A 16,016-nucleotide genomic window follows, 5' to 3' on the forward strand; every position below is an offset into this window, starting at 1 on the left:
GGAGAGCACGTCTCTCGGTCTAGTCCATAAATCGATTAGATAAATTCTCGGCAAAAGCAAAGCGTCACTTTGTTGCCAGCTCCGCCACGCCGCCGTTGCGCCCAGACCAGGCGAGCGGCGCATTGAGGAAAGCCTCGACCTCCTCGAGCGTCTTGTCGTCGAACAGCTTCTGTTCCTTGGCGACGGCGAGCACATTGCGCCAGGTGGCGATATGGTGCAGGCGGACCTTGCCATTCTCAAACCGCGCCTCGGCCTCGGGGAAGATGCCGTAGTAAAACAGCGCCATGCCGTGCTCGACAATACCGCCGGCGGCGCGGATCGCGTCGATGAAGGTGAACATGCTGCCGCCGGCCGTCGTCAGGTCCTCGATGACCAGCACGCGGGCGCCATCCGGCATATGACCTTCGATCTGGGAATTACGACCATGGCCCTTCGGCTGCTTGCGGACATAGATCATCGGCAGGTTCAGGCGTTCGGCGAGGAATGCGGCAAAGGGGATGCCCGCGGTTTCGCCACCGGCAACGCAATCGAACTGCTCGAAGCCGGCGTCACGCATAATGAGGCTGGCGGCGAAATCCATCACCGTCGAGCGGACGCGCGGATAGGAAATGAGCTTGCGGCAATCGATATAGACCGGGCTCGCCATGCCGGAGGCAAGCTTATAGGGCTTCTCGGCGCTGAAGTGCACCGCCTTGATCTCCCAAAGCATCTTCGCCACCAGTTCGGCCATCACGGCGCGGTCGGAAAATGTCAACTGGGTCATGCGGGTCTCCTTGGCTCCTGGGACGTCCCTGCGGCAATAGCAGCTAGCGGCGGCGGTTTCCAGAAGCTTCGGGGGATTTGCACGCGTTCGTTCTCGGCAACGGCCTTATCCCCGGCTACGCCGCCACCGGCTTCTCCGAAACGTGGGTCGCAGGTATAAGAGAATCATCACATCCTGAAGAGGAGGAGCTTCATGGTGCCGATCACGAATATCGCTCTCATCGCGGCTGCGCTCGGCAGCGGCCTCATCGCCGGCATCTTTTTCGCGTTCTCGACGTTCATCATGCAGGCCTTCGCCCGGCTTCCCGCCGAACAGGGCATCGCCGCCATGCAATCGATAAATACGACGATCCTGCGCTCGCCCTTCATGGTGGTGTTTCTGCTGACCCTTGCCCTATCGGTCTTCATCGCCGTGATAGCGATCGTGCATTGGCGCGGCGGCGTCAGCGTTCTGATGCTTGCCGGCGCCGTGCTCTACATCGTCACCACGTTTCTCTCGACGATCGTCTTCAATGTCCCGCTGAACGATGCACTGGACAAGGTTGATAGCCGCACGGCTGAAGCAGCCGAGCTATGGGCGACCTATCTCAGCGATTGGACGAGATGGAACCATCTGCGCACGGCAGCCTCCCTGCTGGCGTCCTGCGCCTTCGTCCGGGCTCTCTTTTAGAGGATCGCGGTGGCTTAGCCCTCGACGTCCCAATGCAGCGGAAACATTGGGTCGAAGACGGTAACCGTACCTGCCCCGGTTTCGATCTTTTCCGGGAAGGTCACCGATTCCACGCGGCGGATGAGCGTGATCCGGTCCTCGTTCGGCGCCAGCCCGTACCAAGCCGGGCCGTTCAGCGAGGCGAAGGCCTCGAGCTTGTCTAGCGCGCCGTCCTGTTCGAAGACATGCGCCAGGCAGCTCATCGTGTTGATCGAAGTATAGATGCCGGCGCAGCCACAGGCGCATTCCTTCAGTGGATCGACATGCGGGGCGGAATCGGTGCCAAGGAAGAACCGGGCGTCGCCGCTCATCGCGGCCGCCCGCAGCGCCAGGCGATGGCTTTCGCGCTTGGCGACCGGCAGGCAATAATAATGCGGCCGGATACCGCCAACGAGGATGGCGTTGCGGTTGATGATCAGGTGATGCGTGGTGATCGAGCCGGCAAGATTGGCCTTGGCCGACTTGATATAGTCGATGCCATCAGAGGTCGTCACATGCTCCATGGTAACCTTCAGCTCCGGCAGGCGCTGGCGCAATGGGTCGAGCACAGTTTCGATGAAGACAGCTTCGCGGTCGAAAATATCCACTTCCGGCGTCGTCACCTCGCCATGGACGCAAAGCGGCAGGCCGATCTTCGCCATGCGCTCCAGTGTCGGCATCGCCTTGTCGAAGTTGCGCACGCCGCCATGAGAGTTGGTCGTCGCACCCGCCGGGTAGAGCTTGACGGCGGTGATAAGGCCGCTCTTCTTGCCCTCTTCGACATCGTCGGGATTGGTGTGCTCGGTGAGATAAAGCGTCATCAGCGGCTCGAAGCGGTTGCCGGCCGGCAGCGCCTTCAGAATGCGTTCGCGATAGGCGGTGGCATCCGCCGTGGTGACGACCGGCGGCACCAGGTTCGGCATGATGATGGCGCGGGCGAAATGCCTTGAGGTATCGCCGATCACGCCTTCCAGCATCGCGCCATCGCGCAGGTGCAGGTGCCAATCGTCGGGGCGGCGGATGGTGAGCTTTTGCATGGGCGCGAACCTCTGGGTGGTCTCATAATGTCGCGCTTCGATAGCACCAACCGCTATCGCAAAACAATCGCCCATGCTGCGGAAATGAGCAGAAGCTCAGCCCTGTACGATATCGACGGTGGCGTCGGCCGGACGACGGTTTTCCAGGATCAGGCGGCCATTGGGCAGATCGTTGCCGTAGACCTTCTCGCGGGCGGCCTCGTCGTCGAGCTCATAGCCCTTCCAGCGCTCCCAGAGCCGCTGCTCCAGGACCTCCATGGGTGGCGCGAGCATGATCGAATAGTCGAACATGCCCTCCAGCTCCACCCATTTACCCAGGCTGAGGAGCAGGTAATTCCCCTCGATGACGATGAAACGATGATCGGGCGAGACGATGCGGGCCGAGGCGATGGCAAGCTCGCGCGAACGGTCGAAGACTGGGACCAGCACTTCCTGATCGGCCGCGCGCACCGCCCTGACGATATCGAGAAAGGCGCGAACGTCGAAGCTTTCCGGCACGCCTTTGCGCTTCAGCAGGCCCTTCTCGATCAGGACGGCATTGTCCATGTGGAAGCCGTCCATCGGCAGGACCTCGGCGCTTTCGCCCCTGGCCCTCAAAGCCTCTGTCACCTTGTCAGCCAAGGTCGATTTGCCAGCGCCCGGCGGCCCTGCAATGGCCACCAGGAACCGTTTCGTATCGCCGGCGCGCGCGATGATCTCGCCGGCGATATCCTCGAGCGTGGAACTCATGCGGCGACGGTCTCCGCCGGCGGCGCCTTCGCGCCGGTCATGAAGGCGACGGCATCGGACATGGTGTATTCCTTCGGATTGATCACGGTCAGCCGGCGTCCGAGACGGTGGATATGGATACGATCCGCCACCTCGAAGACATGCGGCATATTGTGCGAGATCAACACGATCGGCAAGCCGCGGGCACGCACATCGAGGATGAGCTCGAGAACCTTGCGGCTTTCCTTGACACCAAGCGCTGCCGTCGGCTCGTCCATGATGACGACCTTGGATCCGAAGGCTGCGGCACGCGCCACCGCCACGCCCTGTCGCTGGCCGCCCGAGAGCGTTTCCACCGCCTGGTTGATGTTCTGGATGGTCATCAGGCCCAGTTCGGTCAGCTTGTCGCGGGCGCGCTTTTCCATCGCCGGCCGGTCGAGCATGCGGAACCAGGAGCCCATGATGCCGGGCTTACGGATCTCGCGGCCGAGGAACATGTTGTCCGCAATCGAGAGCGCCGGCGACAACGCCAGGTTCTGGTAGACCGTTTCGATGCCGGCCTCGCGCGCCTCCATCGGCGAGCGGAAATGGACCGGTTTGCCTTCCAGCTTGATCTCGCCTTCATCGGGTGTGACCGCGCCAGAAATCGCCTTGATCAGCGAGGACTTTCCGGCGCCGTTGTCGCCAATGACAGCAAGGATTTCGCCGGGATAGAGATCGAAATCGGCATTGTCGAGCGCGGTGACACGCCCATAACGCTTGACAAGGCCACGCGCGGTGAGAAGGGGTTCGCCAGTCGTGGTCATGCCGATACCTTTCTGATCCATTGATCGATCGCGACGGCGCCGATGATCAGCACGCCCGTCAGGAGGACCTTCCACTGCGGATCGGCTCCAAGCATGTTGAGGCCCATGGAGACGACGCCGACGATCATGGCACCGAACAGCGTGCCGAGGATCGAACCACGGCCACCGAAGAGCGAGATGCCGCCGATCACGGTCGCGGTAATTGCCTGAAGATTGAAATCCGTCACCGCCGACGACGGCGAGACCGAGCCGTTACGGCCGATCGAAACCCAGGCGGCAAAGGCCGCGATAAGTCCCGAAACACCGTAGACCGCGAGCAGTACCTTCTTGGTCTGGATACCCGACAGCTTTGCTGCTTCAGGGTCATCGCCGACAGCGTAGACATGCCGGCCCCAGGCGGTGTGATTGAGAATATACCAGAGCCCCACCACCAGCAGCACCATGGCGATGACGCCCAGCGTCAGCACCGCGCCGCCGACGCGGAAGCTGACCGCGAAGAGATGCAAAAGCGGCGCCTTTTCGTCGACATCGGTGTCACGGATGGTTTCATTGGCGGAATAGATGAAGTTCGTCGCCATGACGATATTCCAGGTGCCAAGCGTCACGATGAACGGCGGCAGCTTCATGTTGGCGACGAGAAAACCGTTGAGCAATCCGCAAATACCGCCCGCAGCCATGCCCGCGATAATGGCAACCGGCGTCGGCAGGCCGTAATTGACGGCGACGTTGCCCATGACGACGGAGGAAATGACCATGATCACGCCGATCGAAAGATCGATGCCGGCGGTCAGGATGACCAGCGTCTGCGCCGCGGCGAGAATGCCGACGATGGCGATCTGCTGCAGGATCAGCGTCAAGGTATAGGCGGAGAAGAAACGCCCGCCGATGGCAAAGCCAAAGATGATGATCGCCAGCACCAGCACGATCAGCGGCACTGCGGCCGGCGTCGAATGCAAGAAATGCTGCATGCGTTTGAGAAGAGAGACATCCTGGTGCTCGAACGAGGCAACATTCCTGTCGCTGCCGTCGAGAACACGCTCGAATTCCTGTGCTCCGGTCATTGTATTCCTCCGCTGCCGCGCCGAATTATACGCGGAAACTGCCGGCTGTTGAAACCGGCCGGAGCGATAGCCCGGCCGGCGCTGATATCAGGAAGGCATGGTCGCGAGCGGAGGAGCCGCTTCAGCGAAACGTGTGAAGCGGCTTTCCGATTGGATCATGCCAAATTCAGGATGAGGCTTAGCCCCAGCACTTTGCCAGGCCTTCCTTGGTGTCGATCGACTTCAGGCCGGAAACCGGCTTGTCGGTCACCAGCGAGACGCCGGTGTCGAAGAAGGACTTGCCTTCGGTCGGCTTCGGCTTTTCACCGGTGTCGGCAAATTTCTTGATCGCCTCGACGCCGAGGGCCGCCATCATCAGCGGATATTGCTGCGACGTCGCACCGATCACGCCTTCCTTGACGGACTTGACGCCCGGGCAACCGCCGTCAACGGACACGATCAGAACCTGCTTTTCCAAGCCGACGGCCTTGAGCGCCTGATAGGCGCCGACAGCGGCCGGCTCGTTGATCGTGTGGATAATGTTGATGCTCGAATCCTTCTGCAGGAGGTTTTCCATGGCCTTGCGGCCGCCTTCCTCGTTGCCGTTGGTGACATCATGCCCGACGATGCGCGGGTCGGTTTCGTCGCCGATCTTGTTCGGATCCTTCGGATCGATGCCGAAGCCGATCATGAAGCCCTGGTCACGCAGCACGTCGACGGAAGGCTGCGACGGCGTCAGGTCGAGGAAGCCGACCCTGGCGTCCTTCACCTTGTCGCCCAGCGTTTCCTTCGCCCACTGGCCAATCAGCTTACCAGCGAGAAGATTGTCGGTGGCGAAGGTCGCGTCGGCAGCGTCGGCCGGCTCCAGAGGCGTGTCGAGCGCGATGACCAGCAGGCCGGCGTCGCGTGCCTTCTTGACCGAGGAAACAATGCCCTTGGTGTCGGAAGCCGTGATCAGAATGCCCTTGGCACCGCTGGCGATGCAGCTTTCAATCGCGGCAACCTGGCTTTCGCTGTCACCGTCAATCTTGCCGGCATAGGACTTCAGCGTCACGCCGAGTTCCTTGGCCTTGGCGGTCGCACCTTCCTTCATCTTGACGAAGAAGGGGTTGGTGTCGGTTTTGGTGATCAGGCAAGCGGAGACATCGGCAGCCTTGGCCGGCGCAGCGAAAGCGACGCCGATCGCCAGTGCGGCGAGTGCTGCGGAAATAACAGATTTCTTCATTCAATCCTCCCAAGATTTGAAAAACCGGGATCCCCCGGCCACCCCGGCTCGCGCTGAGTCCGGATTTCAAGACGTGCCATGTCCGTTTAGATTTCTTCCCGCTGGACCGCCTCCAAGGTCATGCACACATCCTCGACGGGACATATCTGATCCTAAAGATTTCGCCCTGTCAATAAATAAATCCGATTGAATTATTAATCGGATATGGCATTTTGATGAAAAATAGGGCATGGCCATGATAGAAGGAGCGGGCCAATGTCTCCCCTGCAAGACGACGAGGAAACGCCGACATCACCCTTGATTCTCGACCCCAGCGGGGGTGCGAATCAGGTTCGCGTCCGCGCGCATAACGAACGGCTGGTGCTGTCGCTCGTGCGCCGCCACGGCGCGTTGTCGAAGGCCGACATTGCCCGGCGCAGCGGCCTGTCGGCACAGACCGTCTCCGTCATCATGCGGGCGCTGGAGAAGGACGGGCTGCTGTCGCGCGGCGAACCGGTGCGCGGGCGGGTCGGGCAACCTTCCATTCCGATGCGGCTCAATCCGGACGCAGTACTCTCCTTTGGCGTCAAGATCGGCCGGCGCAGCGCCGACCTCGTGCTGATGGATTTCGTCGGGCAGATCCGGATGCAGCTTCATCAGATCTATCCCTATCCACTGCCGCAGGACATCCTGTCCTTCGTCACCTCGGGCATCCAGGAACTCGAATCACGGCTCAGCGCCGGAGAGCGCGGCAGGGTTGCCGGGCTTGGCATCGCCGCGCCCTTCGAGCTCTGGAACTGGGCGGAGGAGGTCGGTGCGCCCGATGGTGCGATGGAGGTGTGGCGCGGTGTCGACCTGCAGGCGGAAATCGCCGCCCGCGTGCCCTATCCCGTCTATCTGCAAAACGACGCCACCAGCGCCTGCGGGGCGGAACTCGTCTTCGGCGTCGGTCCTCATTATCCGGATTTCGTCTATTTCTTCATCGGTTCCTTCCTCGGCGGCGGCATCGTTCTGAACTCGTCGATCTTCGTCGGGCGAACCGGAACCGCCGGGGCGCTCGGCCCCCTGCCCGTACGCGGCCCCAACGGCGAAACCCTTCAGCTGCTTGAGATCGCCTCCATCTTCGTGCTGGAAAACCTGCTTCGGGATCATGGCTTTGATCCGCAGCCGCTCTGGTATTCGGCGGACAACTGGATCGATTTCGGCGAACCGCTGGAGATCTGGATCCAGGAGACGGCCAAGGCGCTGGCGCAGGCGATCGTCGCCGCCGCTTCGGTCATCGATTTCAGCGCGGCCGTTATCGATGGCGGCTTTCCCAACTGGGTGCGCGAACGGGTCGTGCGCGCCACCATCAGGGAAGCCGCCGAACTCGACCTACAGGGCGTCGTCATGCCCGAAATCATCGAAGGCATGGTGGGACCACAGGCGCGCGCCATCGGCGGCGCCAGCCTGCCGATCTTCGCGCGCTACCTCATCGATCAAAATATCCTCTTCAAGGAGATAGAGCATGCTGAAGGGCATTGACCCGCTATTGAGCCCCGAGCTGTTGGCGACGCTGCGCGCCATGGGCCATGGCGACGAAATCGCCCTCGTCGACGGCAATTATCCCGGCCTCGAACACGCCCGCCGCCTGATCCGTCTCGACGGCCACGGCGTCGTGCGGGTGCTCGACGCCGTACTCAGCGTCCTGCCGATCGACGATTTCGTACCACAGGCGATTTTCCGCGCAACGGTAAGGCAGGACCGCGATGCCATAGATCCGGTGCACGCGGAGATGATCGAGGTCTGCGCCCGGCACGTCCCCGGCATCCATGTCGTGCCGCTGCTGCCAACGGATTTCTATGAGCGGGTCAAGCAGACGCATGCGCTGGTGCAGACCAGCGAGCCGAGGCTTTATGGCAACATCATCCTGCGCAAGGGCGTGATCTATCCGGGATAGTTTTAGATATCCCCCGCCGAGGGCCCCCAGACATCCGTCAGCGCAAAGCCGTTCGCCATTGGATCGAATGGATCGAGCGCCACCTGACTGAGACCGAAGGTGAAGCCCCGGCCGGTGATCGTGGGAATGATGGCGGGCTTGCCGGCGACTTCGGTCTCTGCCTGCAGGCCGACCTCGAATTCCGAGCCGATGATCGAGCGGGATTTGAAGACATCGCCGACCTTGGCCTTGCCGCGCGCATGCAGCGTCGCCAGGTTGGCGGAATTGCCGGTGCCGCAGGGTGAGCGATCGGCGCGGCCCGGCCACATGGTCGTACAGGTACGGATCGCGCCATCGGCATCGATATCGCGGAACATCACATAGGCGACGCCGGAGATTGCCGGGATTTCCGGATGGACAACTGACATCGTGCGGTTGATCAGCTCCTTGAGAACCATGCCCGCCTGCACCAAGGATGCGGCATTCGCCTTTCCGATCGTCAGGCCGATCTGACCGACATCGACCAACGCATAGAAGATACCGCCATAGCAGAGATCGAGCTTGATCCTGCCCCATTGCTGCGTGTCGATCGCGACATCCAGCTCATGCACGAAGGACGGCACCATGGTGAGGCGGACCTTCTCGCAACGGCCGTCGTGGCAGGTGGCCGTGGCGCGTACGAGACCGGCGGCGGTCTCCAGCGTCACCACCGTTTCCGGCTCCTTCATCTCGACGATGCCGGATTCGAGCAGTGCCGTGGTCACGCAGATGGAATTGGAGCCGGAGCTCGCATGCGCCTGATCCGGCTGCAGGATAATGAAGGCGGCGTCGGCATCGGGATGCCTCGCCGGCAGCAGCAGGTTGACCGAGCCGATCGGCGCACCACGCGGCTCCAGCACCAGAAAACGGCGCAGCTCCTCGCCTTTCGGATCGGTGTTCAGCCAATGCAGTTGCTCGGCGATCGTATTGCCGGGGATCTTCGGCACGCCGCCGATGGCGACCCTGCCGATCTCGCCCTCACAATGAACATCCAGCAACTGGATCGTACGCTTCCATCTCATCTCGGTAACTCCAATCAGACGTGACGGGTGACGCCGCCGTCAACGCGGATATTCTGGCCGGTGATATAGCCGGCACCGTCGGAGAGCAGGAAGGCCGCCGTCTTGGCGATCTCGCTCATCAGGCCGATGCGCTTCATCGGCACCTTGTCGGCGGTTTCCGGCTTGTGGTTAAGGCTGTCGATATAGCCGGGCAGGATGCAGTTCATGCGGATATTGTCGGCCGCATAGCGATCCGAATAGAGTTTGGTGAAGGCACCGGCGGCGGCGCGGTAGGTGCAGGAGACCGGGAAGACCAGCGAAGGTTCGTAGGCCGCAAAGGTGGTGATGTTGACGAAGGCGCCCTTGCCCTGCTTCTGCATGACCGGCGTCACCAGCCTTGCCATGCGGACCAGCGACAGGATCATCATGTCTGAGCCGAGCGTCCAGCTCTCGTCGGTAATATCGAGAAGATCGCCCTTTGGCGGATGGCCAGTATGGTTTACCACGGCGTCGATGCGGCCATAGCTCTTCATCGTCAGGTCGAAGATCGCCTGGATATCCTCGGCCTTTTCGGCGACGCCACGCGAGGCGACACCGCCGAGTTCAGCCGCCAATTTTTCGCAGCTTTCCGAGGGCGACATCAGCGCCAGGCGATAGCCGCCGGCTGCAAGTTCGCGAGCGATCGCCTCGCCCATTCCACGGCCGCCGCCAGTGATCAGCGCGACGGGCTTTTCGGTTTCTGACATTTGTTTCCTCCTAGTAGCGATTGATACGGAACGGGGTCATGTCGACCGCGGGCGTTATGCCGGTCATCATATCGGCCATCAGCCGCGCTGTCGTCGCCGAAAAAGTGAGCCCGAGATGGCCGTGGCCAGTGGCGTACCAGACGCCGGACACACGGGATGACGGCGAGATGATCGGGATCGTATCGGGCAGCGCCGGACGATGGCCCATCCAGTCCTTGGCGTCCTCCACCTGCAGGCCGGGCAGCGCCCGCTGGGCATGACGAACGAGAATTCGCGGGCGGCGAAAATCCGGGGGCGCATCGAGGCCGGCCAGCTCGACATTGCCGCCGACGCGGATGCCGCCGGCCGTCTGCGTCACCATGAAGGCGCGATGCGGCCAGATGATCGAATAGCGCATGTCTATGCCGGGCTTCATGATCTGCGTGTGATAGCCGCGTTCGGTCTCGAGCGGGATCGGCTCGCCCAGTGCCGAGGCGATGAAGCGCGTGCGGACGCCGGCGGCGAGCACCACATCATTGGCCTCCAGCCGCCGCCCATCCTCCAAAAGCACCGTCACGACGCCCTTCGCGTGTCGTTCGACGGTTCGCACGGTGCCGGAGGCAAAGGTGGTGCCGAGGGCCTTTGCAGCCTCCACCAGCTTGAGGACAAGCTGATAGGGATTGCGGATCGACTTGTTGTCCGGCAGCAGCACCGCCTTGGCGATATCCGGCGACAGTGCCGGTTCGTAATCGCGGATTTCCGCGCCAGAGAGAATTTTGTGTTCCAGGCCGTACCGCTGCATCAGCTCGATATGGGCACGATCGCCAGAGAATTCGGCTTCGGTCTCGTAGATGGCGAGACATCCCTCTTCCGTCATCAGCTCCGGCACGCCGAGCGTATCAAGCATCGCCCTGAAATCCCCGAGAGCATGGCGCGACAGACCCATGCCGGCATCCTCGATCTCTCTCAATCGCGAGGGACGACCGGCGGCGATGAAGCGTAGGAACCAGGGCAGCATTTTCGGCGCGTAGGACGGTCTTAGCCAGACCGGGCCTTCCGGGTCCAGCAGCCAGCGGGGAATTTTCGCCCAGGTGGACGGGCCGGAACCGGCGGCGAAATCGAGCGCGATGCTCGCCATATTGCCGAAAGAGGCGCCCTCGCCCGGCTCGCCTTTGTCGACCAATGTCACCTGCCGGCCGCGCCGCTGCAATTCAAAGGCGATCGCCGCGCCGATGATACCGGCCCCGACAACGATGACCGTACGCTTGTTTTCGTCCATTCCCAAAGTCCGTCCGCAAAGCACCGCAACACGCGATAAAGCATGACTCTGTGATATATCAGATCACGGGAAGTGGCTATGATGTTTTTCGGAAGTGCTGCGGGCGCGACCTATTGGCCGAGCGCCGCGCCAACATTGCTGCCCGTCGTTGTCACGCTGTCGCCGACGGAGCCGACGGTATTGCCAGCGGAAGCGCCGACACGCCGCAGCTGTTCGCCATAGTTCCGGCGGGTGCGCGGATCGAAGATGGCGATCGGTGCGCTGACGGCAGCGCTCGCCGCGCTGCCGACCGTCTGCGCCGCCCCGAGGGCGACCGCGCCGACCGCATCGCCGATGCCGACATCGGAATCGGTGATGGTCTGGCCCGCGATCAGCCGATCGCCGATCAGCCGCACCACTTCAGGGCTCTCGGCGAACTTGCCGTGGTTCAGCCCGTCACCGGTCTTGAGCTTGGTGAGATCGAGCACGGTGATGCCCTGCTTTTCCAGCTCGCTGCGATAGGGCTCGGCGGTCGGGTCGATCTGTCCGAGGCGATCGACATTGCCGGAAATACGGCGCGACAGCGACAATGCCCGGTCGTCACGCGAGACGAACAGGGTGAAATGCGGCTTGTCCTTGCCGAGGGCGGCGAATTGCTGGCCGAAGACATCGACGTCGAGATCGGGAGAAGCGAGAATGACGTTGGTGATCTTCGGCGCGACGCGGCCGTCGCGGATCGCCATCTGCCGGAGAGCTTCCACGGCAAGCCAGGTGCCCATGGAATGCGCCATGACGGTGATATCGCCGACCCTGGGATCGGAAGCGGCGCGGTGCAGCATCTCTTCCAGCGCATCGCGGGAATAGTTGGTGCTCTCCTTGTCGTAGGCATAATCGAAAATGCTGGCGCGCGACGGCCAGGTGAAAACCACCGGCGCGACATCGGCATGGGAATCATGGACGATCTGGGCGAAGCGGTAGACGGCATCCTCGTAGGTATTGTTGAAGCCATGCACGAAGATCAGCACCCGCTTGTTCTTCGGCAGATGCGGGCGCAGCCAGGCGTGAACGTCGGCTTCGGTCGGCAGCGGCCGGACGGAGGTAGTGACGAAATTCTTCAGGGGATCACCGGGGAGCCTGCTCGGCCATTGCACCTGGCCGACCTTGCGATTGGCTTCCGGCGGGATCGAGATGCTGACGGCATCCACCTTCAGCCCCGCGCCGCGCTCGCCGGAAAACAGGATCGCCGGATCCTTGTCCGGCAGTCGGGTGGTGGCGACCATCAGATCGACTTTGGTGGTGCCTGGAACATTTTCCGCGATCGGCTGCATGACGCCGACCGGGCGGCCACAGGCGGCCAGAGAGAGCGCTGCGACAACGGCAATAGCCCGGAAAAATGTCCTCCCCCATTGGCCGGCATCTTCCATACGCTGCATTACACCCAACCTCATCGTCGCAAATCCAACGTGGCCGCCACTCTACGCATGGGGGAATACGGTGCAAGCCGCCTTCGCGGTTCCAGCCCATATGAACCGGCGCTAATTCATGACAGCGAGGCAAAGAGGCAACGGTTGCCGGAGCCGATGGGGGGACGCTTGCGAAGGCTTGGAATAAAAAGAGCCCGACGCGGGAGGAGGATGCGTCGGGCTCTTGATCCGGATTGGCAACTGGGAGGAGGAGTGTTGCCAATCGATGAAGGCGCGCTGGGAGGAGGAGATGCGCTGCCTTCGAGAGGAGAGATATAACTGCGGGGCAGAGATGAACAGGCAGTCTTCCGCAATGCAGCAATGCAAAAAACGCAATGCTTTTAATGGCGATCACCTAAAATACCGCATACCTCGGGCATTTCCGGCATTCGTCCGCCTATTTTACAGCCGCTAAATGCTGAAAGAGGTGTTTCACATAATCGTGATCCATCACTTTCGGGGCTTGGATCGCCAAGCGTAACCATATTCTCACAACGGACGACGCCAGCAACGAGCGCCATCCGTTGTCGAATCGCATAGTGGGCAACGATCTCGACTTAAGCGGCTGCGAAGGCCTTCTTGCCTTCGGCATCCAGCGCCGCAAACTCTTCATCCGACAGGGTGATGTTGACGGCGGCCGTATTCTCCTCGAGGTGCTTGACCTTCGACGTGCCGGGGATCGGCAGCATCACGGGGCTACGCTTCAGAACCCAGGCAAGCGCGATCTGGCTCGGGGCCGCGCCGTGCTTCTTGGCGATGGTGTCGAGCAGCGAGCCTTCCTTGGCGAGTTCACCGGATGCAAGCGGGAACCAGGGGATGAAGCCGATAGTGTGCTTTTCGCAATAGTCGAGCACGTCTTCGCTGGTGCGGTCGATGAGGTTATAGCGGTTCTGCACTGTCACCACCTTGAAGTGTTTCGAGGCAGCCTCGATATCGGCGACCGACACTTCGCTAAGACCGGCATGGCGGATGATCTTGGCGTCCAGCAGCGACTTGACGGCATCGAACTGTTCGGCCGCCGGCACCTTGGGGTCGATGCGGTGGAGCTGCCAGAGATCGATCTGCTCGACGCCGAGATTGCGCAGGCTCTTATGCGCCTGCTGGATGAGATACTCGGGACGCCCGACAGGGATCCATTCGCCGGGGCCGGTCCGCGTGAGGCCGCCCTTGGTGGCGACAACCAGTTGCTTGCCGTAGGGATGCAGCGCTTCCTTGATCAGGCGTTCGGAAACATCCGGGCCGTAGGAATCCGCCGTGTCGATGAAGTCGATCCCGAGATCCGGCAGGCGCTTGAGGGTACGGATGGATTCATCGTGATCGTCCGGCTCGCCCCAGATGCCGTAGCCGGTAACGCGCATGGCGCCGAAACCGAGACGATTGACGGTGAGATCGCCGCCGATCTTGAATTGACCGGACTTGGCTGCGTTCAAATCTGACATGCTTTTCGTCCCTATAATATTGTTGAGCTTATTCGAAATCCGTGGAAGCCGAGACCTGTTCCCAGGCGTCGAACTCGGTCTTGAGCAGGCCAAGCTTTTCGCGAACGAAGCTGATCGCGTCGCGGCCTAACAGAAGATGGGTCGGCGGGTTTTCCGATGCAATAAGCCGCAGCATAACTTGTGCCGCCTTCTTCGGGTCGCCGGGCTGCTGGCCGCTGCGCTCAAGGCGGCGTTGGCGCCACGGCTCGAAGATTTCGTCGTAATCCGAAATCGAGCGCTCGGCGCGCACCATCGAGCGGCCGGCCCAGTCGGTACGGAAACCGCCGGGCTCGACGGCCGTCACATGGATCCCAAGGCTCTTGACCTCCTTGCCGAGACTTTCGGAAATCCCCTCCAGCGCGAACTTGCTGCCGTGATAGACGGAAAGTCCGGGAAAGGTGACAATGCCGCCCATCGAAGTGATGTTGAGGATGCGGCCGGCCCGGCGCTGGCGCATATAGGGCAGTACGGCCTGGATGAGGGCCACGGGGCCGAAGACGTTGACCTCGAACTGGCGGCGCAAATCATCGATCGTCGATTCCTCCAGCAGGCCCTCGTGGCCGTAGCCGGCATTGTTGACGAGAACGTCGATGGCGCCGATCTCCTCCTCGACCCCGGCGATGACGGGAGCGATGGCGGCGGTATCGATAACGTCAAGCAGCCTGCCGAAAGCAAAACCCGGCTTCAGCGTCTCGAATTCGGCGCGATCCGCCTGGCGGCGCAACGTGCCGACGACCTTGTGACCATCGGCAAGGGCAGCCTCCGCGAGAGCCCGGCCGAAGCCGCTGGAAACGCCGGTGATAAAGAACGTCTTTGTATCGGGCATGGCGATGTCTCCTTGTTGAGTGCGGTCAACATAGGCCGAGACGACAGTTTCGATAATCTCATCAATCGCAGATGGCCCTTTTAGAAAAACTGATTAATCTCGAACGAAGCAAAACGTCGTTCGGAGAGCATGGATGCGTCAGGATATGTTGGACGGGCTGGTGACCTTCGTTACCGTCGCGGAGGAAAAGAGCTTTTCGGCCGCAGCTGTGCGGCTCGGCGTATCACCCTCGGCAGTCAGCCAGTCGATCAGTAAGCTCGAAGGCCGGATGCGGCTGGCGCTCTTCAATCGCACCACCCGCAGCGTCAGCCTCACCGAGGCGGGTTTGCGCTATCTCGAGCGTGTCGTTCCCGCCGTGCACGATCTGACGGCCGCCGCCCAGGAGCTTGGCGAATCTGTCGACAAGCCCGCCGGACTGCTGCGCATCAACGTGGCGCGTTCAGGCTACATGATTGCGCTTCAACCGATCCTGCGCGATTTCCTCGATGCCTATCCGGAGATCGAGCTGGAGGTACGCATCGAGGGATCGCTGGTCGATATCGTCGGCCAAGGGTTCGATGCCGGCATCCGCTTCGGCGACCTCGTGCAACGCGACATGGTGACGGTGAAGATCGGGCCGGCGATCTCGGCCCATATCATAGCGGCACCCGGCTATCTCGGCCGATACGGCATCCCCAGACATCCGCGGGATCTGCTGCACCACAATTGCATCGGCTTTCGCCATTCCTCCAGCGGGCAGGTCGAACGGTGGGAATTCGAAAAGGACGGCGAGAAGATCGAGCTTGCGGTCAACGGCCGGCTGATCCTCAACGATTCCGCCGCGCTAACGCAGGCGGCGCTCGACGGCATCGGCATCGCCTATATGATCAACGGCTATATCGATCGCTTTCTCGATGACGGGCGGCTGGTGCGTGTGCTCTCCGACTGGAGCCCGTCACTGGCGGGACTGGCGCTTTATTACCCCGATCGCCGCCGCGTCCCGGCAAAGCTCAGGGCGTTCATCGACTTCCTGCGCCAGCGTCGACAGGTCGAACTGCCGCAAACAGCGGGCGCCCTCGCCTGA

The 16,016-nt window shown here is 61.8% G+C and carries 16 protein-coding genes; 4 read left to right on the top strand and 12 right to left on the bottom strand.

Annotated features, from left to right (window positions below):
* Positions 1-64 precede the first annotated feature (64 nt).
* On the bottom strand, positions 65-763 hold the full coding sequence (locus AC1RO0_RS22230) for an orotate phosphoribosyltransferase (protein ID WP_498594933.1): 699 nt from the start codon (positions 761-763) through the stop codon (positions 65-67).
* 192 nt (positions 764-955) lie between these two features.
* Here AC1RO0_RS22230 and AC1RO0_RS22235 point away from each other — a divergent pair, with 192 nt between their 5' ends.
* On the top strand, positions 956-1,432 hold the full coding sequence (locus tag AC1RO0_RS22235; protein WP_498594934.1) for an anthrone oxygenase family protein: 477 nt from the start codon (positions 956-958) through the stop codon (positions 1,430-1,432).
* 14 nt (positions 1,433-1,446) lie between these two features.
* On the opposite strand, the gene pyrC is transcribed toward AC1RO0_RS22235, so the two are convergent.
* The 5 genes from pyrC to AC1RO0_RS22260 all read right to left on the bottom strand — a co-directional run bounded on the left by pyrC (position 1,447) and on the right by AC1RO0_RS22260 (position 6,266).
* Entirely contained in the window at positions 1,447-2,487 is a 1,041-nt protein-coding gene (gene pyrC / locus AC1RO0_RS22240; protein WP_498594935.1) for a dihydroorotase, read from the bottom strand.
* Positions 2,488-2,583: 96 nt separating this feature from the next.
* Positions 2,584-3,216 (bottom strand): nucleoside triphosphate hydrolase, encoded by a 633-nt coding sequence (locus tag AC1RO0_RS22245; RefSeq protein ID WP_498594936.1) that lies wholly within the window; start codon positions 3,214-3,216, stop codon positions 2,584-2,586.
* Positions 3,213-4,022, bottom strand: a complete 810-nt coding sequence (locus AC1RO0_RS22250) for an ATP-binding cassette domain-containing protein (protein WP_498594937.1) — start codon at positions 4,020-4,022, stop codon at positions 3,213-3,215. The genes AC1RO0_RS22245 and AC1RO0_RS22250 overlap by 4 nt, the downstream gene beginning before the upstream one ends.
* Positions 3,998-5,062 (bottom strand): ABC transporter permease, encoded by a 1,065-nt coding sequence (locus tag AC1RO0_RS22255; RefSeq protein WP_498594938.1) that lies wholly within the window; start codon positions 5,060-5,062, stop codon positions 3,998-4,000. Before AC1RO0_RS22255 ends, AC1RO0_RS22250 begins: the two co-directional genes overlap by 25 nt.
* A gap of 178 nt (positions 5,063-5,240) precedes the next feature.
* On the bottom strand, positions 5,241-6,266 hold the full coding sequence (locus AC1RO0_RS22260; protein WP_498594939.1) for a sugar ABC transporter substrate-binding protein: 1,026 nt from the start codon (positions 6,264-6,266) through the stop codon (positions 5,241-5,243).
* Positions 6,267-6,521: 255 nt separating this feature from the next.
* Here AC1RO0_RS22260 and AC1RO0_RS22265 point away from each other — a divergent pair, with 255 nt between their 5' ends.
* Both AC1RO0_RS22265 and AC1RO0_RS22270 read left to right on the top strand, forming a co-directional pair.
* Positions 6,522-7,769, top strand: a complete 1,248-nt coding sequence (locus AC1RO0_RS22265; RefSeq protein WP_498594940.1) for an ROK family transcriptional regulator — start codon at positions 6,522-6,524, stop codon at positions 7,767-7,769.
* Entirely contained in the window at positions 7,753-8,184 is a 432-nt protein-coding gene (locus AC1RO0_RS22270) for an RbsD/FucU family protein (protein WP_498594941.1), read from the top strand. Before AC1RO0_RS22265 ends, AC1RO0_RS22270 begins: the two co-directional genes overlap by 17 nt.
* A gap of 2 nt (positions 8,185-8,186) precedes the next feature.
* Here the strand turns inward: AC1RO0_RS22270 and AC1RO0_RS22275 are convergent, their stop codons facing one another.
* The 6 genes from AC1RO0_RS22275 to AC1RO0_RS22300 form a co-directional block, all read right to left on the bottom strand.
* Positions 8,187-9,224, bottom strand: a complete 1,038-nt coding sequence (locus tag AC1RO0_RS22275) for a 4-hydroxyproline epimerase (RefSeq protein ID WP_498594942.1) — start codon at positions 9,222-9,224, stop codon at positions 8,187-8,189.
* A 14-nt stretch (positions 9,225-9,238) separates the two neighbouring features.
* Positions 9,239-9,949: an SDR family oxidoreductase gene (locus AC1RO0_RS22280; protein WP_498594943.1), complete on the bottom strand. Its 711-nt coding sequence runs from the start codon at positions 9,947-9,949 to the stop codon at positions 9,239-9,241.
* Between the two features lie 10 nt (positions 9,950-9,959).
* Complete coding sequence (locus AC1RO0_RS22285; protein WP_498594944.1) at positions 9,960-11,207, bottom strand: NAD(P)/FAD-dependent oxidoreductase; 1,248 nt, start codon at positions 11,205-11,207, stop codon at positions 9,960-9,962.
* 110 nt (positions 11,208-11,317) lie between these two features.
* Positions 11,318-12,610: an alpha/beta hydrolase gene (locus tag AC1RO0_RS22290; RefSeq protein ID WP_498595007.1), complete on the bottom strand. Its 1,293-nt coding sequence runs from the start codon at positions 12,608-12,610 to the stop codon at positions 11,318-11,320.
* A 596-nt stretch (positions 12,611-13,206) separates the two neighbouring features.
* Positions 13,207-14,088 carry an aldo/keto reductase gene (locus tag AC1RO0_RS22295; RefSeq protein ID WP_498594945.1) on the bottom strand — a complete coding sequence of 294 codons (882 nt, stop codon included), beginning with the start codon at positions 14,086-14,088 and terminating at the stop codon, positions 13,207-13,209.
* A gap of 28 nt (positions 14,089-14,116) precedes the next feature.
* On the bottom strand, positions 14,117-14,953 hold the full coding sequence (locus tag AC1RO0_RS22300; protein WP_498594946.1) for an oxidoreductase: 837 nt from the start codon (positions 14,951-14,953) through the stop codon (positions 14,117-14,119).
* 133 nt (positions 14,954-15,086) lie between these two features.
* Here AC1RO0_RS22300 and AC1RO0_RS22305 point away from each other — a divergent pair, with 133 nt between their 5' ends.
* On the top strand, positions 15,087-16,016 hold the full coding sequence (locus AC1RO0_RS22305) for a LysR family transcriptional regulator (RefSeq protein ID WP_498594947.1): 930 nt from the start codon (positions 15,087-15,089) through the stop codon (positions 16,014-16,016).

The sequence above is a fragment of the Rhizobium sp. GW821-FHT14E12 genome, from assembly GCF_058803745.1.

Excerpts from the sequence above, each read along its gene's own strand:
- AC1RO0_RS22230 (WP_498594933.1), bottom strand. The coding sequence starts at position 763 with ATGACCCAGTTGACATTTTCCGACCGCGCCGTGATGGCCGAACTGGTG.
- AC1RO0_RS22235 (WP_498594934.1), top strand. The coding sequence starts at position 956 with ATGGTGCCGATCACGAATATCGCTCTCATCGCGGCTGCGCTCGGCAGC.
- pyrC (WP_498594935.1), bottom strand. The coding sequence starts at position 2,487 with ATGCAAAAGCTCACCATCCGCCGCCCCGACGATTGGCACCTGCACCTG.
- AC1RO0_RS22245 (WP_498594936.1), bottom strand. The coding sequence starts at position 3,216 with ATGAGTTCCACGCTCGAGGATATCGCCGGCGAGATCATCGCGCGCGCC.
- AC1RO0_RS22250 (WP_498594937.1), bottom strand. The coding sequence starts at position 4,022 with ATGGATCAGAAAGGTATCGGCATGACCACGACTGGCGAACCCCTTCTC.
- AC1RO0_RS22255 (WP_498594938.1), bottom strand. The coding sequence starts at position 5,062 with ATGACCGGAGCACAGGAATTCGAGCGTGTTCTCGACGGCAGCGACAGG.
- AC1RO0_RS22260 (WP_498594939.1), bottom strand. The coding sequence starts at position 6,266 with ATGAAGAAATCTGTTATTTCCGCAGCACTCGCCGCACTGGCGATCGGC.
- AC1RO0_RS22265 (WP_498594940.1), top strand. The coding sequence starts at position 6,522 with ATGTCTCCCCTGCAAGACGACGAGGAAACGCCGACATCACCCTTGATT.
- AC1RO0_RS22270 (WP_498594941.1), top strand. The coding sequence starts at position 7,753 with ATGCTGAAGGGCATTGACCCGCTATTGAGCCCCGAGCTGTTGGCGACG.
- AC1RO0_RS22275 (WP_498594942.1), bottom strand. The coding sequence starts at position 9,224 with ATGAGATGGAAGCGTACGATCCAGTTGCTGGATGTTCATTGTGAGGGC.
- AC1RO0_RS22280 (WP_498594943.1), bottom strand. The coding sequence starts at position 9,949 with ATGTCAGAAACCGAAAAGCCCGTCGCGCTGATCACTGGCGGCGGCCGT.
- AC1RO0_RS22285 (WP_498594944.1), bottom strand. The coding sequence starts at position 11,207 with ATGGACGAAAACAAGCGTACGGTCATCGTTGTCGGGGCCGGTATCATC.
- AC1RO0_RS22290 (WP_498595007.1), bottom strand. The coding sequence starts at position 12,610 with ATGGAAGATGCCGGCCAATGGGGGAGGACATTTTTCCGGGCTATTGCC.
- AC1RO0_RS22295 (WP_498594945.1), bottom strand. The coding sequence starts at position 14,088 with ATGTCAGATTTGAACGCAGCCAAGTCCGGTCAATTCAAGATCGGCGGC.
- AC1RO0_RS22300 (WP_498594946.1), bottom strand. The coding sequence starts at position 14,953 with ATGCCCGATACAAAGACGTTCTTTATCACCGGCGTTTCCAGCGGCTTC.
- AC1RO0_RS22305 (WP_498594947.1), top strand. The coding sequence starts at position 15,087 with ATGCGTCAGGATATGTTGGACGGGCTGGTGACCTTCGTTACCGTCGCG.